This window comes from Pseudoalteromonas sp. L21, from assembly GCF_021728035.1.
Lineage (GTDB): Bacteria > Pseudomonadota > Gammaproteobacteria > Enterobacterales > Alteromonadaceae > Pseudoalteromonas > Pseudoalteromonas arabiensis.
This window is the reverse complement of the sequence record NZ_JAKKCV010000001.1, coordinates 466,048-486,847: the sequence shown is the minus strand read 5'-3', so window position 1 is coordinate 486,847 and position 20,800 is coordinate 466,048. Positions and strand designations below refer to the sequence as shown.

Annotated in this window: 21 protein-coding genes; 18 read left to right on the top strand and 3 right to left on the bottom strand. The window is 41.9% G+C overall.

Annotated features, from left to right (window positions below; translation table 11 throughout):
- The first annotated feature begins 162 nt into the window (after positions 1-162).
- The 3 genes from L3V41_RS02275 (at position 163) to fliD (ending at position 3,577) form a co-directional block, all read left to right on the top strand.
- Positions 163-1,560 (top strand): flagellin, encoded by a 1,398-nt coding sequence (locus L3V41_RS02275; RefSeq protein WP_193987627.1) that lies wholly within the window; start codon positions 163-165, stop codon positions 1,558-1,560.
- Positions 1,561-1,685: 125 nt separating this feature from the next.
- A complete protein-coding gene (locus L3V41_RS02270; RefSeq protein ID WP_193987626.1) occupies positions 1,686-2,096 on the top strand; it encodes a flagellar protein FlaG in 411 nt (136 codons plus the stop codon).
- A gap of 44 nt (positions 2,097-2,140) precedes the next feature.
- Positions 2,141-3,577 carry a flagellar filament capping protein FliD gene (gene fliD / locus L3V41_RS02265; RefSeq protein ID WP_237127104.1) on the top strand — a complete coding sequence of 479 codons (1,437 nt, stop codon included), beginning with the start codon at positions 2,141-2,143 and terminating at the stop codon, positions 3,575-3,577.
- A 341-nt stretch (positions 3,578-3,918) separates the two neighbouring features.
- On the opposite strand, the gene L3V41_RS02260 is transcribed toward fliD, so the two are convergent.
- Together L3V41_RS02260 and fliS are read right to left on the bottom strand one after the other, a co-directional pair.
- Positions 3,919-4,206 carry a hypothetical protein gene (locus L3V41_RS02260; protein WP_193987624.1) on the bottom strand — a complete coding sequence of 96 codons (288 nt, stop codon included), beginning with the start codon at positions 4,204-4,206 and terminating at the stop codon, positions 3,919-3,921.
- Between the two features lies 1 nt (position 4,207).
- Positions 4,208-4,609 (bottom strand): flagellar export chaperone FliS, encoded by a 402-nt coding sequence (gene fliS, locus L3V41_RS02255; protein ID WP_062569718.1) that lies wholly within the window; start codon positions 4,607-4,609, stop codon positions 4,208-4,210.
- 307 nt (positions 4,610-4,916) lie between these two features.
- On the opposite strand from fliS, the gene L3V41_RS02250 reads away from it, so the two are divergent.
- Positions 4,917-6,356 (top strand): sigma-54 dependent transcriptional regulator, encoded by a 1,440-nt coding sequence (locus tag L3V41_RS02250; RefSeq protein WP_062569719.1) that lies wholly within the window; start codon positions 4,917-4,919, stop codon positions 6,354-6,356.
- Between the two features lie 113 nt (positions 6,357-6,469).
- Here the strand turns inward: L3V41_RS02250 and L3V41_RS02245 are convergent, their stop codons facing one another.
- On the bottom strand, positions 6,470-7,057 hold the full coding sequence (locus L3V41_RS02245; protein ID WP_237127103.1) for a DNA-3-methyladenine glycosylase I: 588 nt from the start codon (positions 7,055-7,057) through the stop codon (positions 6,470-6,472).
- A 128-nt stretch (positions 7,058-7,185) separates the two neighbouring features.
- On the opposite strand from L3V41_RS02245, the gene L3V41_RS02240 reads away from it, so the two are divergent.
- From L3V41_RS02240 to fliP, 14 genes are all read left to right on the top strand, one after another.
- Entirely contained in the window at positions 7,186-8,298 is a 1,113-nt protein-coding gene (locus L3V41_RS02240; protein WP_062569721.1) for an ATP-binding protein, read from the top strand.
- The gene (locus tag L3V41_RS02235) at positions 8,295-9,701 is read left to right on the top strand and encodes a sigma-54 dependent transcriptional regulator (RefSeq protein ID WP_062569722.1); all 1,407 of its coding nucleotides are present in this window, start codon (positions 8,295-8,297) and stop codon (positions 9,699-9,701) included. The genes L3V41_RS02240 and L3V41_RS02235 overlap by 4 nt, the downstream gene beginning before the upstream one ends.
- Positions 9,702-9,868: 167 nt before the next feature.
- A complete protein-coding gene (gene fliE / locus L3V41_RS02230) occupies positions 9,869-10,201 on the top strand; it encodes a flagellar hook-basal body complex protein FliE (protein WP_062569723.1) in 333 nt (110 codons plus the stop codon).
- Between the two features lie 20 nt (positions 10,202-10,221).
- Entirely contained in the window at positions 10,222-11,937 is a 1,716-nt protein-coding gene (gene fliF, locus L3V41_RS02225; RefSeq protein WP_062569724.1) for a flagellar basal-body MS-ring/collar protein FliF, read from the top strand.
- Positions 11,930-12,967 carry a flagellar motor switch protein FliG gene (gene fliG, locus L3V41_RS02220; RefSeq protein WP_062569725.1) on the top strand — a complete coding sequence of 346 codons (1,038 nt, stop codon included), beginning with the start codon at positions 11,930-11,932 and terminating at the stop codon, positions 12,965-12,967. The genes fliF and fliG overlap by 8 nt, the downstream gene beginning before the upstream one ends.
- 3 nt (positions 12,968-12,970) lie before the next feature.
- Positions 12,971-13,789, top strand: coding sequence for a flagellar assembly protein FliH (gene fliH / locus L3V41_RS02215; RefSeq protein WP_062569726.1), 819 nt, complete (start codon positions 12,971-12,973; stop codon positions 13,787-13,789).
- Positions 13,790-13,807: 18 nt separating this feature from the next.
- Positions 13,808-15,139, top strand: coding sequence for a flagellar protein export ATPase FliI (gene fliI / locus L3V41_RS02210; protein ID WP_062569727.1), 1,332 nt, complete (start codon positions 13,808-13,810; stop codon positions 15,137-15,139).
- Positions 15,139-15,594 (top strand): flagellar export protein FliJ, encoded by a 456-nt coding sequence (fliJ, locus tag L3V41_RS02205; RefSeq protein WP_062569728.1) that lies wholly within the window; start codon positions 15,139-15,141, stop codon positions 15,592-15,594. The genes fliI and fliJ overlap by 1 nt, the downstream gene beginning before the upstream one ends.
- A 92-nt stretch (positions 15,595-15,686) precedes the next feature.
- A complete protein-coding gene (locus tag L3V41_RS02200) occupies positions 15,687-17,516 on the top strand; it encodes a flagellar hook-length control protein FliK (protein ID WP_237127102.1) in 1,830 nt (609 codons plus the stop codon).
- A gap of 78 nt (positions 17,517-17,594) precedes the next feature.
- Positions 17,595-18,119: a flagellar basal body-associated protein FliL gene (fliL, locus tag L3V41_RS02195; protein ID WP_062569730.1), complete on the top strand. Its 525-nt coding sequence runs from the start codon at positions 17,595-17,597 to the stop codon at positions 18,117-18,119.
- A 9-nt stretch (positions 18,120-18,128) separates the two neighbouring features.
- Complete coding sequence (gene fliM / locus L3V41_RS02190; RefSeq protein WP_062569731.1) at positions 18,129-19,220, top strand: flagellar motor switch protein FliM; 1,092 nt, start codon at positions 18,129-18,131, stop codon at positions 19,218-19,220.
- Between the two features lie 22 nt (positions 19,221-19,242).
- Complete coding sequence (gene fliN, locus L3V41_RS02185; RefSeq protein ID WP_062569732.1) at positions 19,243-19,644, top strand: flagellar motor switch protein FliN; 402 nt, start codon at positions 19,243-19,245, stop codon at positions 19,642-19,644.
- On the top strand, positions 19,641-20,024 hold the full coding sequence (fliO, locus tag L3V41_RS02180; RefSeq protein WP_062569733.1) for a flagellar biosynthetic protein FliO: 384 nt from the start codon (positions 19,641-19,643) through the stop codon (positions 20,022-20,024). Before fliN ends, fliO begins: the two co-directional genes overlap by 4 nt.
- 4 nt (positions 20,025-20,028) lie before the next feature.
- Positions 20,029-20,769, top strand: a complete 741-nt coding sequence (gene fliP / locus L3V41_RS02175; RefSeq protein WP_062569734.1) for a flagellar type III secretion system pore protein FliP — start codon at positions 20,029-20,031, stop codon at positions 20,767-20,769.
- Positions 20,770-20,800: the final 31 nt, after the last annotated feature.

Sequence of the window (20,800 nt, the reverse complement as noted above, 5' to 3'; positions counted from 1 at the left end):
TAAATTATTTTCTAATAAAAATATCATTTTTTTTGAAAAAAAGTCTAAAGATAAATCTTCACCTGCCGTTAACTTAACCAGTACAGAGCTTGAACATACAATTGTGAAAGTTCTTGGTTAAATCAATACAGATATATTACGAAAGTAATCAGGAGTTTTATCATGGCTTTATCAGTAAATACAAATGTATCTTCATTAAATGCTCAACGTAACTTGTCTCGTTCAAGTGAAGGCTTAGCAACTTCAATGGAACGTTTAGCATCAGGTATGCGTATCAACAGCGCAAAAGATGATGCGGCTGGCCTACAAATTTCAAACCGTTTAACTTCACAGGTAAATGGTCTAGCAGTAGCACAACGTAATGCTAACGACGGTATCTCAATGGCACAAACTGCTGAAGGTGCGATGAATGAGTCAACAAGTATCCTTCAACGTATGCGTGAGCTAGCACTACAATCAGCTAACGGTTCAAACTCTGCTGAAGACCGTGATGCACTTCAAGAAGAAGTTGTAGCACTACAAACAGAATTAACACGTATCGCTGATACAACGACATTCGGTGGTGTAAAACTACTAGATGGTAGCTTTGGTACAAAACAGTTCCAAGTTGGTTCAAATGCAAACCAAACAATTGACATCACATTAGATGGTACAAGCTCAACGGATCTTGGTGCAAATGAAATCAAAGGTGCAGGTACTACTTTTGGTGTAGTAGCAGCAGATACACTTGCAGCCGGTAATGTTCCAACAGCGGGTGATGTAACATTCTCTGGTTATAAAGGTGCAGCAACAATCGCTGTAGGTGGAACTGACTCTGCGAAAGACGTTGCAGATGCTTTAAATGCTGAAAACACAGGTATTGAAGCTGAAGCATATGTTGAAGTACAGATTGCTGCGCTTAGTGTAGACGACGACGGTACACTGAATATTGGTGATGAGTCTTATGACCTAGCTGATTACGCAGGTAACACAGAGCGTTTATCTGAAGACCTTGCTAAAGCTGGTTTTGATGTAACTTACGACGCAGACGCAAATACAATTGACCTAAAAGCAACTGATGTTGATGGTGTTGAGATTGTTGGTTCAACTGCGGGTACTGTTACTTTAGGTGGTACTGCAGCGGGTACGGGTGATGTATCTAAAACATCAGAGCTTCGCCTAACATCAACTCAGTCGTTCACAGTGGGTGATGACGGTACTGCGGATACAGCTGAGCTACTATCTGGTGCAACTTCAACGTTGAATGATGTTAACAGCATCGATATTTCAACAAGCCAAACATCTGCTCAAGAAGCAATTGATGTTATTGACTCGGCAATTGCACAGATTGATAGCCAACGTGCGAGCCTAGGTGCGGTTCAAAACCGTTTTGGTCACACAATCAGCAACCTTGCAAACATCTCTGAAAACGTATCTGCTTCACGTAGCCGTATTCAAGATACTGACTTTGCAACAGAAACTGCGCACATGACTAAAAACCAAATCTTGCAACAAGCAGGTACATCAATCTTGTCGCAAGCGAACCAATTACCACAAGCAGCGCTTAGCTTAATTGGTTAATAGTGTGATTAGTTACAACAACTAATGGTTAAGTCAGCATTAGTTAACTAAAATAAAAAGGAGATTGGCTTAGCTAATCTCCTTTTGTTGTATTAGCCATAGGGTAAAATGTTTAAGGAGGCGTTATGAGTGCAATAACCCAAAGCCCTGATTTTGCAGTGGCTCCGCAAAAAGCTGATGATAAGTTAGCTGCGAGTCCACAACTGACAGCAACGGCGGTTGATGAATCAAATAAAACGGAAAATACACTTCAACAACAAACAGAGCAAAATAATCAACAAGTGCAACAAAGCGGTGAAAAAGATGAGTTGGGCCGCGAGCAGCTTGAGAAAATGGCGCAACAATTGCAAGACTTCATGGGCGAAATGAATCGCAGTTTGCAGTTTCAAGTTGATGAAGAGTCGGGCCGTGATGTTATTAAAGTGGTTGATAAAAACAGTGGTGAGCTAATTAAGCAATACCCATCTGAAGAAGTGTTGAGCCTAGTGGCTAAACTTTCAGAAACCGCTGGTTTTTTAATTGATCAAACAGCTTAGCTTTTTGCTACTTTGATTTAAATAGGTAATTAAGAGGATGTGTTATGGCTATTTCATTTAATGGTTTAGGTTCAGGTTTAGCAGTATCAGATATTGTTGATGCGTTAGTTAATGCTGAGCGCACCCCTTTTACTTCACGTTTAAATAAAAGAGAAGCAACGTTAACAACGGATATTTCAGCAGCTGGTGCACTCAAATCAGCACTTGAAAAACTACAAACCTCAATGGAAGCATTGGGCGATGTTGAAAACTACCAAAGAAGAAGTATTTCTGGTGGTGATGACTTTCTTTCCGTTGAATCAGATAAAGATGCTCAGCCTGGTGGTTATAATGTAAAGGTTGATGCGCTCGCACAAGCACATAAGCTGTCATCACCAGCTTTTGCTGCGGATGAGCCGATTGGTAGTGGCGTTATTACCATTAGCTCAGGCGAGAATAGTTTTTCTACTGTATTGTCACCAACAAATACATTAGAGGATTTACGAGACCAAATAAATAATGGTCCATTCACGGGCACTGATAGTAATGACTCTGTGACAGCAACAATAGTAACAACGGACGCTGGACAGCATTTAGTATTAACAAGTAAAGAAACCGGTGAAGAAAATGCCATCAGCATTACAGTGCAAGATGGTGATGGTAACAACTCTGATACAGGTGGTCTTTCTCGCTTAGCATATGATGTATCAGATGCCGACCCTGCTAATCACGTCACTAACTTAACCGAAGTTGATGCCGCACAGAATGCACAAATTACCATTGATGGCACACTCACCGTGACGAGTAACACAAATGAGTTTAAGAATGTTATCGATGGCGTAGATATTACAGCTAAAAAAGCACATGGCACAGATGATGACAGCTCATTAAAAGTTACAGAGAATAATAGCAACATCAAGGCTGGCTTAAACAGTTTTATTGAAAGCTACAATGAGTTACTTGAGCTAAGCAAAAATCTTGGCCGCTCAGGCGAAGACGGAGCTGGTGTTATGGCTGGTGATTCTATGCTTCGTGGTGTGATGTCAAAACTTCGTCAACAGCTAACCAATGAAGTTGGCTTGAGTGATGGCAGTAGCTTGTCATTATCTAAGCTTGGGGTTGAAGCAGACCGTTACGGTAAACTGACCTTAGATGCAGAACGTTTAGATGAGCAAGTAAAAGCAGATGTGGATTTAGTTCAAGAATTCTTTTTAGGTGACGATGAAGACGAGGGCGGCTTTGCGCAGTCTTTTGATGAACTTATGAGCTTTTATACTGACTCTGATGGTATTGTTCAAAACAGAATTGACAGTAAACAAACTCAGTTAGATGGTTTAGATGATGAGCGCATTGATTTTGCAAGAAAAATGGAATCTTTAGAGTCTCGTTTATATGCACAATATAACAGCATGGATTTACTTGTTGCACAGCTAAACTCAACCAGCAGTTATGTTCAAGCACAGCTTGATAATATGCCTGGGGTTGTCAAAAAGAGTAATTAGTAAACTTAGCACCTTTCCTTATTTAAGCGCCAACTTCTTTGGCGCTTTTTAGTTTTTGGCGTACAAACTATTTTTTATCAAGTATTACGCTTTGCTTGAAAACCCTCACAAACATAATCAGTTTACCCACGTTGCACCCTTATGATGCTTCGAAAATGAATAACAAAAGTGGTATTAACCTAGGGTGTAGTTGCGACTTTATGTCGCGCAATTGATACAGCAAGAGTGATATTAATCAGTATCGTAGTTGCACCTTTATGTCGCGTAATTGAATAGCAAAAGTGATATTAACCCGTGATGTAGTCGCGCAATTGAGGTAATAAAAACAACTAAACGCTTGATTAGCGCTTAGTTGCTTTATATTTAGAGATAGCCTTGTTTGATTTTCGTTGGCTGAGAAGCTCTGCTTGTGTTTTGTCTCTTGCGCTTTTTAGTCTGGCCATGGCGGAAGAAATACGGGTTTGTATTGCTGAGAGCTCTTGTTCGGTTGGAGGTGTGCTACTTTCACACCAAGCCCTTAGCTTTTTATCGATAGCCACTAACGATTGGCTGGCAAGCTCAATCTCAGTTTTATCTATATGCTCTGAAAGGGCAGTGAGTTGCTCGTCCAGAGTCAGATTATCAGGCATTTTATTGATCAGCTTTAGGTGTGCGCTCATCTGCTGGAATGGCATCCCAGCCTTCTTTTATTTCTTTTACGATTCGAATAACGTCATCAATTGCATCAATATCATTATTGATATTTGCTTCTGTTAGACGGCGTTGGCAAAAGTCGTAAAGTGATAAAAGGTTATTAGAAATTTCTCCGCCTTTCTCAAAGTTTAAAGCGTCTTGTAAAGCGCCAAACAATAAAATGCTACTAGAGATATTCTCACCCTTTTTTTCCAGTTCTTTACGTTCAATAAAGCCCTTTGTTGCCGCTAATCTGCCAATGATATTATTGAAGATAAGGTTTATCTGCTCGTACGGTGTCATTTCGTTGATGTTGCTAACGCTAACCTGACTGTACTTTTTTACTGAGATGTGTGCCATGAGAAAATCCTATAATTAAAACACCAATTAATAAAACAAATCTAAGCAATATTAGTGCCATAGATAGTATCGGCAGAATTAACTTTTTCTTTATCTTAGTCTAGATGAATTATACAAATGTGCGTAGCTGCACTAAAGCAAAAACTTCTCTATTGAGTTAAGTTAGTAGTTTAGTATTGCTTTTTCTACTAAGTGACTATTTTTTGGCGTTGATGTCAATAAATTGCCGCTTTGCGCTTGCATCCCGTTCAAACTCGCTTACAATTTAAAAATTAACTAACCGAGTGGTAACTGTGGTTCGCCAATAATGATCTTAATTTTAGACAATAATAATAATCGTGCGATAGGTTTACATGCAGCACTTACCTTTATAGGTGAAGCTGTTCAATTGGTTGATGAGTCAACACTACAAACATTTTGTGAGAAGCATCAACAGCAAGAATGTATGGTGATTCTTGGGGCTTTACAGCAACTAAGCCATGAAACCGTTATAAAGCAGTTTCCTGCTATCCCATTCTTATTGATAGGTGAAACACTCAAGCCGTTATTGAGTATTGCTAACGTGGTGGGGTTAATTTGTGAACCCTTTAACCATGATGTAACTACTCAGCTTTTGCATGATTGTCAGCAATATCAACGTATGTTGCCAGGCGAGCATAAACAGTCTAAATCGCATAAATCATTTGATGGTTTAGTGGGTGAAACTGATGCAGTCAAAGACGTTCGCTTTTTAATTGAACAAGTCGCAAAAACAGATGCCAATGTGCTCATTTTAGGTGAATCTGGCACTGGTAAAGAAGTTGTTGCCCGTAATGTTCACTTATTGTCTAAGCGTAACACAGGACCATTTGTTCCAGTAAACTGCGGAGCAATCCCAGGGGAGTTACTTGAAAGTGAGTTATTTGGTCATGAAAAAGGCGCTTTTACAGGTGCGATTTCTGCACGTAAAGGTCGCTTCGAATTGGCCCAAGGTGGTACGCTCTTTTTAGATGAAATTGGTGACATGCCATTGCAAATGCAGGTGAAGTTACTACGTGTTTTACAAGAGAGAAGCTATGAGCGGGTAGGGGGGACTAAGCCTATTCAGGCTGATGTGCGCATCATTGCTGCAACCCACAGAAATCTTGAGGATATGATCGAAAAAGGGGATTTTCGTGAAGATCTTTTTTATCGCTTAAATGTATTTCCGATTGAAAACCCATCACTAAGTGAACGCGCAGACGATATTCCACTGTTATTAAAAGAGTTAATGCGCCGTGTAAACGAGCAAAGTGGCACCACAGCCAAGTTCACTGAGCGCGCGATTCAAAGTTTAAAAGAGCATGCGTGGCCTGGCAATATTCGAGAGCTGGCGAACCTCGTTGAGCGTATGGTGATCATGTTCCCTGATAAGGTCGTTGATGTACCAGACTTACCAAGCAAATACCGCTATATTGAAGTCGATGCCTATGAACCTGAATACCCTGAAGAGTTGATGGAGCGAGATGCCTTTAACGATATTTTCAGCAGTGGTTTTAGCGATTACGAGGACGAAGAGCCTGAACTTTCAGCCGCGTCAGCTGATTCAGGTTTATTACCTGAAGAAGGTATTGAGCTAAAAGAGTATTTAGCAGATTTAGAAATAAGCCTGATTAGCCAAGCCCTTGAGCGTTATGACTATGTCGTGGCACGTGCCGCTGAAATTTTAGGTGTACGCCGTACAACCCTAGTCGAAAAAATGAAAAAGTATAATCTGTCACGAGATTAACCTGCTTTAGCTTTTCAGTATTACCCCAAAAAATGTGTAGGTCATTTTAGCAACACGCTATGATAGATGACCTACTTGTTTTTATTCGCTTCAAATTAACACTAATCGTGCAATCAATACTGTGCAATTATTTCAGCTTTTCTAAAACAATCATTACTGTGATCATTAACCATACCGCATGCTTGCATATGCGCATACACGGTTGTTGGCCCTAAAAATTTAAAGCCGCGCTTTTTTAGATCTTTAGCAAAAGTGGTCGAGGCTTCTGTAATTGCAGGGTAATCCTCTCGCTTTTCAAGGTTATTCACTAGTGGTTTACCACCTACAAACTGCCATTGATAGTTTGAGAAACTACCAAACTCTCGTTGAATCTCTAAAAAGCAGTTAGCATTGTTGATTGTTGCAGCAATTTTCAAACGATTACGGATAATGCTGTCATCTTGCATTAAACGTTCTATATCGCTTTCATTCATTTTGGCGATGTCATCGACGACAAAGTTTTTAAATGCTCTGCGATAACCTTCACGCTTTTTCAAAATAGTGTACCAACTGAGTCCTGCTTGTGCAGACTCAAGAGTGATGAACTCAAAAAGGCGATGGTCATCGTAGACGGGTACACCCCATTCTTCATCATGGTAGGCCACATAATCTTCTTTACTGGTGTCGAGCCATGGGCAGCGACAAAGGTGTTCTTTTTGCATCGTTCCCTCGCAGTTGTCATTTTTTTGTCGTTGTTAAATTAACCTTTAATTTATTGAATTTAAACAATAATAAAGTTGGTATGGTTTGTGCATTTACACTGTCAGACAGGATTTTTGAGTAGTTAATTATGGCCTTGGCAAATGTACTAAAACCACAATTTATCACAGCTAATCAATATAACCCATGTTTACAGCAAGAAGAGTATGTGGGGGAATTAAGTGAGCTTCGCCAGCAAGCGAGTTGGCTTAGTCATTTGGTTGATACTATGCCTGCAGGTGTGGTGGTGCTAGATGGGCGCGGCATGATTGCAAAAGCAAATCAAATCGCGATAGACATGCTGGGTGAGCCATTAGAAGGTGAAAAGTGGTTTAGCGTTATTCAGCGCTCGTTTCGCCCTAAGCAAGATGATGGTCATGAGGTGTCACTAAAAGATGGTCGTTTAATTAAGCTCGATATTACAGCCCTAGCCCCTGAGCCTGGGCAACTCATCCTAATGACAGATTTGACCGAAACGCGCAGATTGCAAAAGCGTGTAGCGCATATGCAACGTTTAAGTGCCCTTGGCAAAATGGTTGCTTCTCTTGCTCATCAAGTCAGGACGCCGCTTTCAGCAGCTATGCTATATGCTGCAAACTTAGGCTCGAAGCGATTACCTGAAGCATCGCGTGGTAATTTCCATACTAAGTTAATGTCGCGTTTAAAAGATTTAGAAACCCAAGTGAATGACATGCTTTTATTTGCTAAAAGCGGTGAGCAGCAAGTTGTTGAAAGTGTCTCGATGCAACAGCTTTTAAGCGAAGTTAAAGCGGGTGCCGATGCAATGGTTGCTCAAAATCACAGCGAGCTTGTCGTTAGTTTACCTGAGCCAGATATCGAAATTGTCGGAAATAAAACCGCACTGGCAAGTGCCGTTCAAAACCTTATTCATAATAGTATTCAAATAATTGGCAGTCAGGCACGTGTTGAGCTGAGTGCTGAGCGAGATGACAAAGATGAAAATTGCGTGCGCATAAGTGTCAGCGACAATGGCCCAGGTATTGATACTCGTTTAGCAGATAAATTATTTGAACCGTTTTTTACCACTAAAAGCCAAGGTACAGGGCTTGGACTGGCTGTAGTCAGCTCAGTCGCCAATGCCCATCAAGGGCGGGTTGAAGTATATAACAACGCACATGGTGGTGCCTGTTTTAGTTTGATCTTGCCTATTAGTGCAGAACCTATGTTAGCGGAGGCAAAATGAGTACTCATCCTATTTTAGTCGTTGAAGATGACGCAGGCCTACGAGAAGCGCTGATTGATACACTAGAAATGTCAGGTATTGATTGTATTGCTGCCGATAGTGCCGAGCAGGCAATGGTCTTGTTAAAACAAAATACCTATGCATTGGTAGTCAGTGATGTGCAAATGGGCACTATGAGTGGTCTCGACCTATTGCGCAGCATTAAATTGAATTACCCAGAGTTGCCCGTTTTGATGATGACAGCGTATGCCACCATTGATGATGCGGTTGAAGCAATGCGCCTTGGTGCTATTGACTATATGGCCAAGCCGTTTGCGCCAGAAGTGCTCCTTAATATGGTCAGTCGTTATTTACCAGAGAAAGAAAAAGAGACCGAAGGCCCGATTGTCGCAGATCCATCAAGCATAAAGCTACTTGAGCTGGCCAGTAAAGTGGCTCGCTCTGACGCCAGTGTTATGGTGCTTGGCCCAAGTGGGTCAGGTAAAGAAGTCTTAGCGCGTTACATTCATGATAAGTCTAGCCGTGCTGATGCGCCTTTTGTTGCAATTAACTGCGCAGCCATCCCCGAAAACATGCTCGAGGCAACATTATTTGGTTACGAAAAAGGTGCTTTTACAGGTGCTATTCAAGCTTGTCCAGGTAAATTTGAACAGGCGCAAGGCGGCACTATTTTACTTGATGAAATCACTGAGATGGACTTAGGGCTGCAAGCAAAATTACTGCGTGTATTACAAGAGCGTGAAGTGGAGCGACTGGGTAGCCGTAAAACGATTGAACTTGATGTTCGTGTTTTGGCAACCAGCAACCGTGATCTAAAAGACGCTGTTAGTAACAATTTATTCAGAGAAGACTTATACTATCGTTTAAATGTATTCCCACTGATGTGGCGGCCACTTGCTGAGCGTCCAGGTGACATTATTATTCTGGCTGAGCATTTGATTGAACGACACTGCTTGAAAAGCAAAGAGCCAATTGCACTGATTACAGAAGGCGCAAAGCAGAAGTTACTAGCGCATGCGTGGCCTGGTAACGTACGTGAGCTTGATAATGTCATTCAACGGGCACTCATTTTATGTGATGGCAACAGTATTCATGAGAATGATATTTTCATCGAAGAGTTGTTATCACCAAGTTCAGAGCCAACCCAATCGGCTCCATCACATAATGCCCCGATTTACCAAGAGCAGCCTGTAGAGCCTCAGCTTGCGAGTATTCCTCAAGTGAACGAGCAAGGTAATTATAAAGACGAACTCAAAGATAAAGAGCATCGTATTATCTTAGAGACGCTAGCCAAATGCCAAGGCAAACGCAAAGAGGTTGCTGAGACTTTAGGAATTAGTCCTCGTACACTTAGGTATAAGTTGGCGCAAATGCGTGACCTTGGGATCGCATTACCAGCCTAATCCATATTTTTTCTTACACAAACAAGCTCACATTATCGTGAGCTTGTTTGCTGTCAAAACTCTGACAACAACAAATTAAATAATAACCAATTGTTTTTATTGGTTTTTATTTGTGGCACGCTTTGTGCATTTTACTTATTAAGTGAACTGCATCGTCAGAGAGTATTATGAAAATTCAAAACAGCGCATTATTTCAAGAAATGCAATCTATGGCTCTAGAAGCGGGCCGTAGCCAGTCAGTTAATAACTTACCAACACAAGCTCAGCCGACTTCATCAGCACAGTTTGGTGATTTACTTAGTAATGCGCTTGATAACGTTAATGGCCTACAACAAGACGCTAAGCAAAAAGTCACCGCATTAGAGATGGGAGATCGCAGTGTTTCTTTGGCAGAAGTGATGATAGCTTCGCAAAAGTCTTCAGTGGCTTTTGAGGCGACGGTACAAGTAAGAAACAAACTTGTTGAAGCATATAAAGACATTATGAACATGCCTGTTTAACTAGGTAGTGGAGAATTATTGTGGCGCAATCTAATCAATCAACTGATCTAGCCTTAGCAGGTGGTGGAGTCGATTCACCTGATACTGAGGAACAACAAGAGCAAAAGTCTGGATACTTAAGTGCCCTGAACGGTGTGGATGTACTTCGTCAGGTTACGTTAGTTATTGCATTGGCTATCTGTTTGGCAATCGCTATTTTTATCATTATTTGGGCTCGTCAGCCTGATATGCGACCGCTTGGTAAAATGCCAACGGAAGAGCTTATTCAAACTCTCGACTTTTTAGATGCTCAAAAGATTGATTATGAATTAGATGGTAATGTCATTTCGGTTGAAGAAGGCGAATACCAAAATATTAAGCTATTGATGGCTCGTGAAGGCCTTGAGCAAGCGCCAAGCTCAGGTACTGATATCATCATGCAAGATATGGGATTTGGTGTAAGCCAACGCCTTGAACGAGAACGTTTAAAACATGGCCGTGAGCAGCAGCTTGCGCGCACCATTGAAGAGCTAAAAAATGTAACTCGCGCCAAAGTACTTTTAGCTATTCCAAAAGAAAACGTATTTGCTCGTCGTGAAAAACAGCCTTCTGCTACGGTGGTGCTAACGCTTAAGCGTGGCCGCACACTTGATGGTGAAGAAGTTGACTCAGTGGTTGATATTATTGCGTCAGCTGTACAAGGGCTGTCACCTGAGCGCGTTACAGTTACCGATCAAAATGGCCGTTTACTTAACTCAGGCTCACAAAATTCACTGGCAGCTCGCTCACGTAAAGAGTATGAAATTGAGCGCAAACGTGAAGAAGAATATCTTAATAAAATCGATAGTATCCTTATCCCTGTCGTGGGGTTAGGCAACTACACAGCGCAAGTAGATTTGAATATGGACTTTAGTGCCGTTGAAGAAACTCAAAAGCGCTTTAACCCAGATTTACCTGCCGTGCGCAGTGAAACAACGTTTGAAGAAAATAACATTGGTGGTTTAGCGGTTGGTATTCCTGGTGCCTTAACAAACCAGCCGCCTGTTAACTCTGATATCCCTGAGGTAGCGGGTCAAGGTGCTGCTGGCACAGCAACTAACCCAAGTCGCTCTCACAAAGAAGCAACCCGTAATTATGAGTTAGATACAACGATTTCACATAAACGTCAGCAAACAGGGGTTATCCGTCGTATTAGTGTATCTGTTGCCGTTGACTACGTGCCTCAAGTCGGTGAAAACGGTGAAACAACAATGGTACCGCGCTCGGTTGAGGCATTGTCAAATATCCGTCGCTTATTACAAGGTGGTGTTGGCTTTGATATGCAGCGTGGTGATGCGCTAGAAGTTGTAACCGTGCCTTTTGTTCGCCAAGACACAGGAGAAGCAATCGAAATACCACTGTGGGAACAAGAGTGGTTCATGAAAATGCTACGTTTAGCGCTGGGCGCCTTGGTAATCATTGTACTAATAATTGCTGTTGTTAAACCGATGCTGAAACGCTTAATTTACCCAGATGATACACTGGAAGAATATGATGAAGATGCGCTAAGCTCAGGTATAGATATTGGTGATAGTACGCTAGATATGCTAAATAAAGACTTTGACTCGGCTGCTGTAGGATTCTCAAGTGATGGTACACTACAGCTACCAGATTTACATGGCGATGAAGATTTACTTAAAGCAGTGCGAGCACTGGTAGCAAATGAGCCTGAATTGTCTTCACAAGTAGTGAAAGCGTGGTTAACAGAAGATGACTGATCAAGAAAAACAACTACCTGCGGCGTTTGATGTCGACAAATTAGACGGCGTAGATAAAGCCGCGATACTTTTGCTGAGTTTATCAGAAGAGGATGCAGCACAAATCCTAAAACACTTAGAGCCAAAACAGGTTCAAAAAGTCGGGATGGCAATGGCTGCGCTGGATGATTTATCGCAAGCAAAAATTAGCGCTGTACATAACTTGTTTATTGAACAAATTCAAAGCTTTAGTACTATTGGTTTCCAATCTGAAGACTTTATTAAGAAAGCACTAACCGCAGCCCTAGGTGAAGATAAAGCAGCAAGCTTAATCGATCAGATTGTAATGGGCTCAGGTGCGAAAGGCCTCGATTCGTTAAAATGGATGGACTCTAAACAGGTTGCTAATATTATTCGTAATGAGCACCCGCAGATCCAGACCATTGTGTTATCTTATTTAGAGCCAGAGCAGTCTGCGGAGATCTTGTCGCAGTTCCCAGAAAAAGTGCGCCTCGATTTAACCATGCGTATTGCTAACCTTGAAGAAGTTCAACCTGCTGCACTCCAAGAATTAAACGAAATCATGGAGAAACAGTTTGCTGGTCAAGCAGGTGCACAAGCAGCTAAAATGGGTGGCTTGAAAGCCGCGGCAGATATCATGAACTACCTAGATACGAATGTTGAAGGTCAGTTGATGGATTCAATCCGTGAGCATGACGAAGAAATGTCGCAACAAATCCAAGACTTAATGTTTGTCTTCGAAAACTTAATGGATGTAGAAGATAGAGGCATTCAAGCGATTCTTCGTGAAGTGCAACAAGATGTACTGATGAAAGCAATCAAAGGTACCGACGAAGCACTGAAAGAAAAGATCCTAAGCAATATGTCAAAACGTGCCGCAGAACTGCTTGCTGATGACTTAGAAGCAATGGGGCCTGTGCGTATTAGTGAAGTAGAAACGGCACAAAAAGAAATTCTGTCAACAGCACGTCGCTTAGCAGATTCAGGTGAAATTATGCTTGGTGGCGGTGGTGGAGAGGAGTTCCTGTAAATTATGGATAAACCATCACTTCACCGAGGTAAACCTGTTCACGCCAGTGAAGCGGTTGATGAACTTTTAGAAAATTGGCCAATTCCTGATGTTGAACAAGATACTCGCAAGTATGCGGGACGCTCTACTGCATTTGGCACGCCTTTAGCTGATTTATATCGTAAAGAGCAAGAAAAAGCACCCGCAAAGGAAGAGCCTGAAGAGCCAGAAATACCCGCATTAACAATGGCTGAGCTTGAAAAAATTCGTCAAGATGCGTTTGAGGAAGGTTTAAAGCAAGGCCATGAGCAAGGCTATATTGATGGCTTCGAAAAAGGTGTAGGTGAAGGAAAAGAAGCCGGCTACAAAGAAGGTGTAGAGTTAGGTAAAACCCAAGGCCAAGAAGAAGTTAAGCCTATAATTGAAGAGCAACTCACGATATTACGTGGCTTACTTGATAGCCTATCAAATCCTTTATCACAAGTGGATGAAAGCGCTGAAAAACAGCTCGTGCAACTGGCTGTGATGTTAAGTGAGTCACTGATTTATCAAGAAATTAAAACCTCGCCAGATATTGTTTTACATGCCTTAAAACAGGCGATAGATGCGCTAGGTGACGAACAAACAAAAGTACGTATTCACTTACACCCTGATGATATTAAACTCGTCACAGAAGGTTATGGTGAACAAACTGTTGCAGACAATCACTGGCAGTTAGTGGCAGAACCGACCCTTGAACGCGGCGGATGTGAAGTTAAAACACCTCAGTCATCGATAGATATGACCGTAAAAACCCGCGTCAAAGAAACATTGGAAAACTTTTTGCATAACAGTGGTATCTAACCACTTTTTAGGCTCAGTATGAGTAGTCAAACACCCCTTGGCGAACGTTTAAAGCGTTATGAAAAGCACATAAAAGTCAGTAAGCCTGCTGTCGCAGGCATTTTGACGCGCGTTGTCGGTTTAACTCTCGAAGCGAAAGGTCTTCGCGCACCGGTTGGTAGCCAGTGCAAAATTGAAACAATCAATGGTTATGTTGACGCTGAGGTTGTTGGTTTTAATGATCAAACCTTATATTTAATGCCAAATGATCATATTTCCGGCGTGTTACCTGGCGCACGGGTTATTCCCCAAGTTAACGAAACAGGCTTGCCTGTGGGTATGAGTCTACTCGGTCGTGTTATTGATGGTCTTGGTCGTCCACTTGACGGCTTAGGTGCAATTAAGGCTGAGCATTACCTGAAGTTTGCACAAAACGCGATTAACCCTCTTGCCAGACGTCCAATTAGCCAGCCAATGGATGTTGGGGTGCGGGCGATCAATTCCGTTATCACTGTTGGACAAGGTCAGCGTATGGGCTTATTTGCAGGCTCAGGTGTGGGTAAGTCAGTGTTACTGGGTATGATGACCAGAGGCTCAGAAGCCGATGTCATCGTAGTTGGTTTAGTGGGAGAACGTGGCCGTGAGGTAAAAGAATTTATTGAAGAAATTCTTGGTGTTGAAGGGCGTAAACGTTCTGTTGTTGTTGCTGCACCTGCTGATGCATCACCGCTTATGCGTTTAAAAGGCTGTGAAAGTGCCGTCACAATTGCCGAATATTTTCGTGATCAAGGTCTCAATGTGTTACTGCTGCTTGATTCAGTGACTCGTTACGCGATGGCGCAGCGTGAAATCGCGCTCGCTGTAGGTGAGCCTCCGGCAACAAAAGGTTATCCGCCTTCCGTATTTGCAAAATTACCCGCATTAGTTGAGCGTGCTGGTAACGGTGGTGAAGGGCAAGGTTCTATTACTGCATTTTTTACTGTGCTGAGCGAGGGGGATGACATGCAAGACCCTATTGCCGATTCTGCCCGTGCTATTTTGGATGGTCACATCGTGTTATCGCGAGACTTAGCTGATAGTGGTCATTATCCTGCCATCGATATTGAAAAGTCTATTTCACGGGTTATGCCTCAAGTTGTCTCAGAGCCGCATATGCAACAAGCAAGAGTGCTTAAACAAGTCTATTCTATGTACCAGCAGAATAAAGACATGATTACGCTGGGAGCTTATCAAAAAGGAACAGATCCTATGCTTGATCAAGCAATTAATATGATGCCAGCAGTGAATCAGTTTTTACAACAAGGCATGAAAGATGTGATCAGCTATGACGATGGCTTACAAGGCCTAGCACAACTGTTAGGACAAGCATAATGGCTAAAAATAAACTTGATTTATTACTAAAGCTTGAGAACGATAAAGAAGAATCACTGCGTATGGATTACTTAAAAGCACAGCAGCACTTGCAAAGTAACCAACAAAAGCTACAAGGCTTAAATAACTTTCGTCTTGAATACTCACAGCAGTTGCATACTAAAGGGCGCTCAGGGTTATCAAGCGCAGGTTTTAGCCAGTACCACTCGTTTATTGCCAAAATAGAAGAAGCGATTCGTCAACAGGCAAGCACCGTGAATACTGCAAAGCAAGTTGTTGCGCAGCGTAAAACTCTGTGGTTAAAACAGCAAGTTAAAGCAAAAGCGGTTGCTAAGCTTATCGAAAAACAGGCAATTAAGCAGGCCGCGGCAGTCGCTAAAAGTGAGCAAAAAATGCTGGACGAGTTCGCTTCAAATCAATTCTATCAACGCCAGTTGAAAAATCCGACACTGTAATTTTTTAGGCATATAATTTGCATTTGTACTTGCTAGTAACATTTATTTTGGCACTTACGGCGGCAAATTGCCCCTTTATACTCAGGTGAATTATGGCGATCAGTGAAATTAATTTGCAAGTAAAAACAGAGCAAGGTACTGGTTTTTCAAGTAAAGAAACAGATTCTTCAGAGCAATCATCAGATGTAAGCTTTTTATCAACGCTTACACAAGCTCATGATGCGGCAAATGAAACCACCAGTAAGGATCGTCAAAGTGAACCTGTCAAACAAGTGGATGATTCAAAGCCGTCAGAAACAGCCGAAGATGAGCCAAAAAGCGAAAACAACACATTATTATCGCAAATTAATGCATCGCAAGCGATGAGTACCCACGTTAACGTCATCAATAACGCAGAAGCTGAGCAGCCAGCGAGTGCTGCTAATACACAAATTGCTAAACCTGATGGAACGCCAGTAAAAGACACGACTTCTGTTGCCAGCTTAATCGAAAAATCAAAAGTCGCGACAGCTGTTAATAACGAATTGAACGCCGCTAATTTACCGCCAAAAGATAAAGTTGAACCGGTGGTGGGTAAAGTTGCAGCTCAAAGTGATACGGTAATAGATAAGCAACTTAACACTGATGAGTTAAAAGTTGCTATGCAAAGTGAGCCAAAAGTGGCAGCAGAATTAACGAAAGCTGCGAACATTAGTGATGAACAAACAGTCCGTTTACTCGCTCAGCTACAAAAAGGAGATGGTCAAGCCGTCAGTCAATTAGCTAAAGAGCTTGCTTTATCACCAGAACAACAAGCCAAGTTGGAGCAGCAAGTAGCTGAATTAAAAGCGAGCGGCGAACTCAAAAACAGTGATATCAAAGCGATTAAATCACTGCTTAGTGAAGTATTGAACACTCACTCTAGTAATAACCCAGTTAAGCGTGACAATGCTTTACAAAACAATGAGCAAGTACTTGCAAATGAAAGTAAAGATACGACTAGTAAATTACCTCAATCAATAGAAAAACAAATAAGCGCACTGACTAAAAGTGAGCAACAAGTTTTATTGAATAAAGTGAATGAGCAGTTACACACATTGCCTGAAGATTCTGAGCAATATAACAAGTTATCCGCAGTGCAAGCACGTTTAACTGAGGCTGTAAATCATTCAGATAAGAGCGCCGCCACCACAAGCTATGCGGCGGTGCAGTCAAATAAAGACAGCACTTCGCGTTCAGAACTGGCATCAGCTAAGCCATCTTTTGATATGACTGCAGAGGCTGAACCACTAAGTGAAGCTGAGATCTTAGCTGTGAAGGAAGCAGCTAAAGAGCCTGCATCTGCACGTGTTGTGCAATTATTCAATCAATTAGCAACACAGACAACGACAGCACAAACCAGTGCCTATGAACTTGCAGCGCAGCAGCACGAACAAGCACTTGAGCTACAAAATATACAAACACAATCGGTACAACAGACGAACAGTAAAACGGTGAGTGTTGACCCAGGCGTCATGCAAGCGATAAATATTGTAAAAAGTGACGCTGCTAAAATGTTGCAAGAGCGAGTCAGTGCACTATTAAATATCAATAATAAAGAAGCAGAAATTCGCCTCGACCCACCGGAAATGGGCAGTATGCACATTCGTATTCGCAGTGATGCAGAGCAAGCACAAATTAACTTTGTGGTTCAAAACCAGCAAGCGAAAGAAGCGCTTGAGCAATCAATGCCACGCCTGCGCGAAATGTTGGCGCAGCAAGGTATTGAGCTTGGTGAAAGTAGTATTCAACAAGGTGAATCTGGAGCGCAGCAAGACCCACAACAAGGGCAAGGGAATCTAGCGGGTAATCAACATGAAGAAGAAAGTCAGACTAACACTACTGCAACAAATGTCGAAACTTCTCGACAACAATCTTCATCATCAATAGATTACTATGCTTAAGTCCTGCTATTATAAGAAATAAATTAGTTACAGTATGTACTGCTTAAATAATATGCTGTAATCGTGAAGGAAGTGATAATGGCTGAAGATGTAAATTTAGAAATAGAAGATACCGGTAAAAGTAAAAAAAAGTTGATCATCATTATAGCCGTCGTTGCTATTGTGGTGGCAGCTGGCGCAGGTTATTTTCTATTTTCGGGTGATGATGCGCCCGCTGAGTCACTTGCCGATGAAACAACCGTAGCAAATAATGCTGCAGCACCTTCAAGCTCTGCAGAAGTGGGCTCTGCGCTCTATGTCGCGATGCCACGTCCATTTGTGTTCAATGTACCTGGTGCTAGTCGAGATCGTATAGTGCAAATAAAAGTACAGCTTTTAGTGCGCGGCGAAGTCAATGAAGAAACAGCTAAAAAGCACATTCCTTTGATTGAGAGCACTTTATTAAGTGTACTTTCTACCACAACCGCCGACGAGTTGGGTACTAGCGAAGGGAAAGAAACGGTGCGAGTAGCTGCACTTGAAAAAGTTCAATCTGCATTAAACGATGTTGAGGGCAGTAAAGTGATTGAGCGGGTATTATTTACCGGCTTTGTGATGCAATAAGGGGTCAGCGTGAGCGATTTACTATCCCAAGACGAAATTGATGCGCTATTACATGGTGTCGATGAAGTCGAAGAGGAAGATATTGGCGAAAGTGGTGATTCGGACAGTAGTACGCTTCAGTATGACTTTTCATCACAAGATCGTATTGTCCGTGGTCGTATGCCGACCTTGGAAATCGTCAACGAGCGCTTTGCAAGGCATATGCGGATCAGCTTATTTAACATGATGCGCCGTACCGCCGAAGTGTCTATCAACGGCGTGCAAATGATCAAGTTTGGCGAATACATCCATACTTTGTTTGTACCGACAAGTTTGAATATGGTGCGTTTTCGTCCCCTCAAGGGAACGGGGTTAATTACCATGGAAGCACGCTTAGTGTTTATTTTGGTAGATAACTTTTTTGGTGGAGATGGGCGTTATCATGCCAAAATAGAGGGCCGTGAATTTACCCCTACTGAACGTCGTATCGTACAAATGCTACTTAAAATAATCTTCGAAGATTATAAAGAAGCATGGGCACCTGTTATGGATGTGTCATTTGAATACCTTGACTCTGAAGTTAATCCCGCAATGGCAAACATCGTGAGCCCAACAGAGGTTGTGGTAATTAGCTCATTTCATATTGAGCTAGACGGTGGTGGCGGTGATTTTCATATTGCACTGCCTTACTCAATGCTTGAGCCGATTCGTGAGCTACTTGATGCCGGTGTACAATCTGATACTGAAGATACAGATTTACGTTGGAGTAAAGCATTACGTGATGAAATTATGGATGTTGAAGTTGATTTATCGACCCAACTACTTGAAGTCGATTTATCACTTGAACAAATAATGGAGCTTAAAGCAGGCGATATTATACCGGTTGAAATGCCGGAACATATCACAGTGTTTATTGAAGAGTTGCCAACCTTTAGGGCGAAAATGGGTCGCTCAAGGGATAATGTGGCACTTCAAATCAGCGAAAAAATTAAACGTCCTGAATCAGTTAAGTCGGAACTACATGTGTTTACAAAAGGTGGTAAAAAACTTGATTCAGATGCAGAATTAGCAGAACTAGAAGATGATTTGCACCTATCTGAAGGTGTTGATTTAGACTGGTAGTCGATTTATAAGGTTAAATATAATGAGTGATGATCAAGATACAATGGACGAATGGGCTGCGGCATTAGCCGAAGCTGAGGAAGCCGAAAATGGCACAGGTGAAGCTGCTGTCGCGGAACTTGATGAGCTTAAAGATGAAAAGCATGAACTGTCTGGCGAAGAAAAACGCAAGCTTGATACTATTTTAGATATTCCGGTTACTATTTCTATGGAAGTAGGGCGCTCTAAAATAAATATCCGTAACTTACTACAACTCAACCAAGGTTCAGTTGTTGAGTTAGACCGTGTTGCCGGTGAACCTCTTGATGTGTTAGTGAATGGCACCTTGATAGCGCACGGTGAGGTGGTCGTTGTTAATGATAAATTTGGTATTCGTCTTACAGATGTAATTAGCCAAGTTGAGCGAATTAAAAAACTACGATGATTACTTTAGCAGCACTAACAAGTGTAACCAGCACTGCAATGCCTACAGCATCACCGACGGCAGATATTCTGTCTATGGTGATGTCGCTATTTTTAGTACTTGTGGTTATTGTTGTACTTGCCTTTTTTGTCAAAAAACTTAACCCTAATCTAACCAACAGTGATGAGTTTAAGGTGATTCGTAGTTTACCGCTTGGTTCGCGAGAGCGTCTAATGGTGGTAGAGATAGATAACAGCCAGCACTTAATTGGTGTGACGCCTCATAGTATAAATTACCTACATAAGCTTGAAACACCGCTCAAAGAAAAGGAATTGCCTGAACTAGCAAAACGATTTGGCAGTTTACTTAACACTCAATCATCTCTAAATAAAAAGAACTAACGCTATGATCAAGTGGCTACTTATTTTAGCAAGTGTACTGTTTTTACCTTCTGTTCATGCTGAGGGTATCGAAGCACTCACCATTACAACGAATCCAGATGGCTCGCAAGATTACTCTGTAACCTTACAAGTCCTTGCAATTATGACTGCGCTGAGCTTCATTCCTGCCGCAGTTATTATGATGACCTCATTTACTCGTATTATTGTTGTGCTCGCTATTTTGCGTCAAGCAATTGGTTTACAACAAACGCCCTCTAATCAAATATTACTTGGTATGTCGCTATTTTTGAGCATTTTCATCATGGCACCGATTTATCAGCAGGTAAATGAGCGGGCAATCGAGCCATATTTGAATGAGCAAGTGACGTCAGTACAGGCATTAGAGCTTGCAAAAGAGCCTATGAAAGCGTTTATGCTTTCTCAAGTACGTATTAAAGATCTTGAGACTTTTGCAAAGATAGCAGGTCACGATAAGCTTGACTCTCCAGAAGACACCCCGCTAATCGTGCTTATTCCTGCGTTTGTAACAAGTGAACTACAAACCGCATTTATTATCGGTTTTATGTTCTTTATACCGTTTCTCATCGTCGATTTGGTGGTTGCATCAGTACTCATGGCAATGGGTATGATGATGTTGTCGCCAATGATTGTATCTTTACCCTTTAAAATTATGCTGTTTGTTTTAGTCGATGGTTGGAGTCTTGTGATGGGGACCCTTGCAAAGAGCTTTGGTCTAGGGGTCTAGCGATGCTTAATGTGACCAATAGCAACTAGGA

Bases quoted from the DNA above. Each gene is read 5' to 3' on its own strand.
- L3V41_RS02270 (WP_193987626.1), top strand. From the start codon at position 1,686: ATGAGTGCAATAACCCAAAGCCCTGATTTTGCAGTGGCTCCGCAAAAA.
- fliI (WP_062569727.1), top strand. From the start codon at position 13,808: ATGAGTAGTCAAACACCCCTTGGCGAACGTTTAAAGCGTTATGAAAAG.
- fliE (WP_062569723.1), top strand. From the start codon at position 9,869: ATGAAAATTCAAAACAGCGCATTATTTCAAGAAATGCAATCTATGGCT.
- L3V41_RS02200 (WP_237127102.1), top strand. From the start codon at position 15,687: ATGGCGATCAGTGAAATTAATTTGCAAGTAAAAACAGAGCAAGGTACT.
- L3V41_RS02250 (WP_062569719.1), top strand. From the start codon at position 4,917: ATGATCTTAATTTTAGACAATAATAATAATCGTGCGATAGGTTTACAT.
- L3V41_RS02245 (WP_237127103.1), bottom strand. From the start codon at position 7,057: ATGCAAAAAGAACACCTTTGTCGCTGCCCATGGCTCGACACCAGTAAA.
- fliD (WP_237127104.1), top strand. From the start codon at position 2,141: ATGGCTATTTCATTTAATGGTTTAGGTTCAGGTTTAGCAGTATCAGAT.
- L3V41_RS02260 (WP_193987624.1), bottom strand. From the start codon at position 4,206: ATGCCTGATAATCTGACTCTGGACGAGCAACTCACTGCCCTTTCAGAG.
- fliO (WP_062569733.1), top strand. From the start codon at position 19,641: ATGATTACTTTAGCAGCACTAACAAGTGTAACCAGCACTGCAATGCCT.
- L3V41_RS02235 (WP_062569722.1), top strand. From the start codon at position 8,295: ATGAGTACTCATCCTATTTTAGTCGTTGAAGATGACGCAGGCCTACGA.
- fliL (WP_062569730.1), top strand. From the start codon at position 17,595: ATGGCTGAAGATGTAAATTTAGAAATAGAAGATACCGGTAAAAGTAAA.
- fliN (WP_062569732.1), top strand. From the start codon at position 19,243: ATGAGTGATGATCAAGATACAATGGACGAATGGGCTGCGGCATTAGCC.
- fliJ (WP_062569728.1), top strand. From the start codon at position 15,139: ATGGCTAAAAATAAACTTGATTTATTACTAAAGCTTGAGAACGATAAA.
- fliS (WP_062569718.1), bottom strand. From the start codon at position 4,609: ATGGCACACATCTCAGTAAAAAAGTACAGTCAGGTTAGCGTTAGCAAC.
- fliG (WP_062569725.1), top strand. From the start codon at position 11,930: ATGACTGATCAAGAAAAACAACTACCTGCGGCGTTTGATGTCGACAAA.
- fliH (WP_062569726.1), top strand. From the start codon at position 12,971: ATGGATAAACCATCACTTCACCGAGGTAAACCTGTTCACGCCAGTGAA.
- L3V41_RS02240 (WP_062569721.1), top strand. From the start codon at position 7,186: ATGGCCTTGGCAAATGTACTAAAACCACAATTTATCACAGCTAATCAA.
- L3V41_RS02275 (WP_193987627.1), top strand. From the start codon at position 163: ATGGCTTTATCAGTAAATACAAATGTATCTTCATTAAATGCTCAACGT.
- fliP (WP_062569734.1), top strand. From the start codon at position 20,029: ATGATCAAGTGGCTACTTATTTTAGCAAGTGTACTGTTTTTACCTTCT.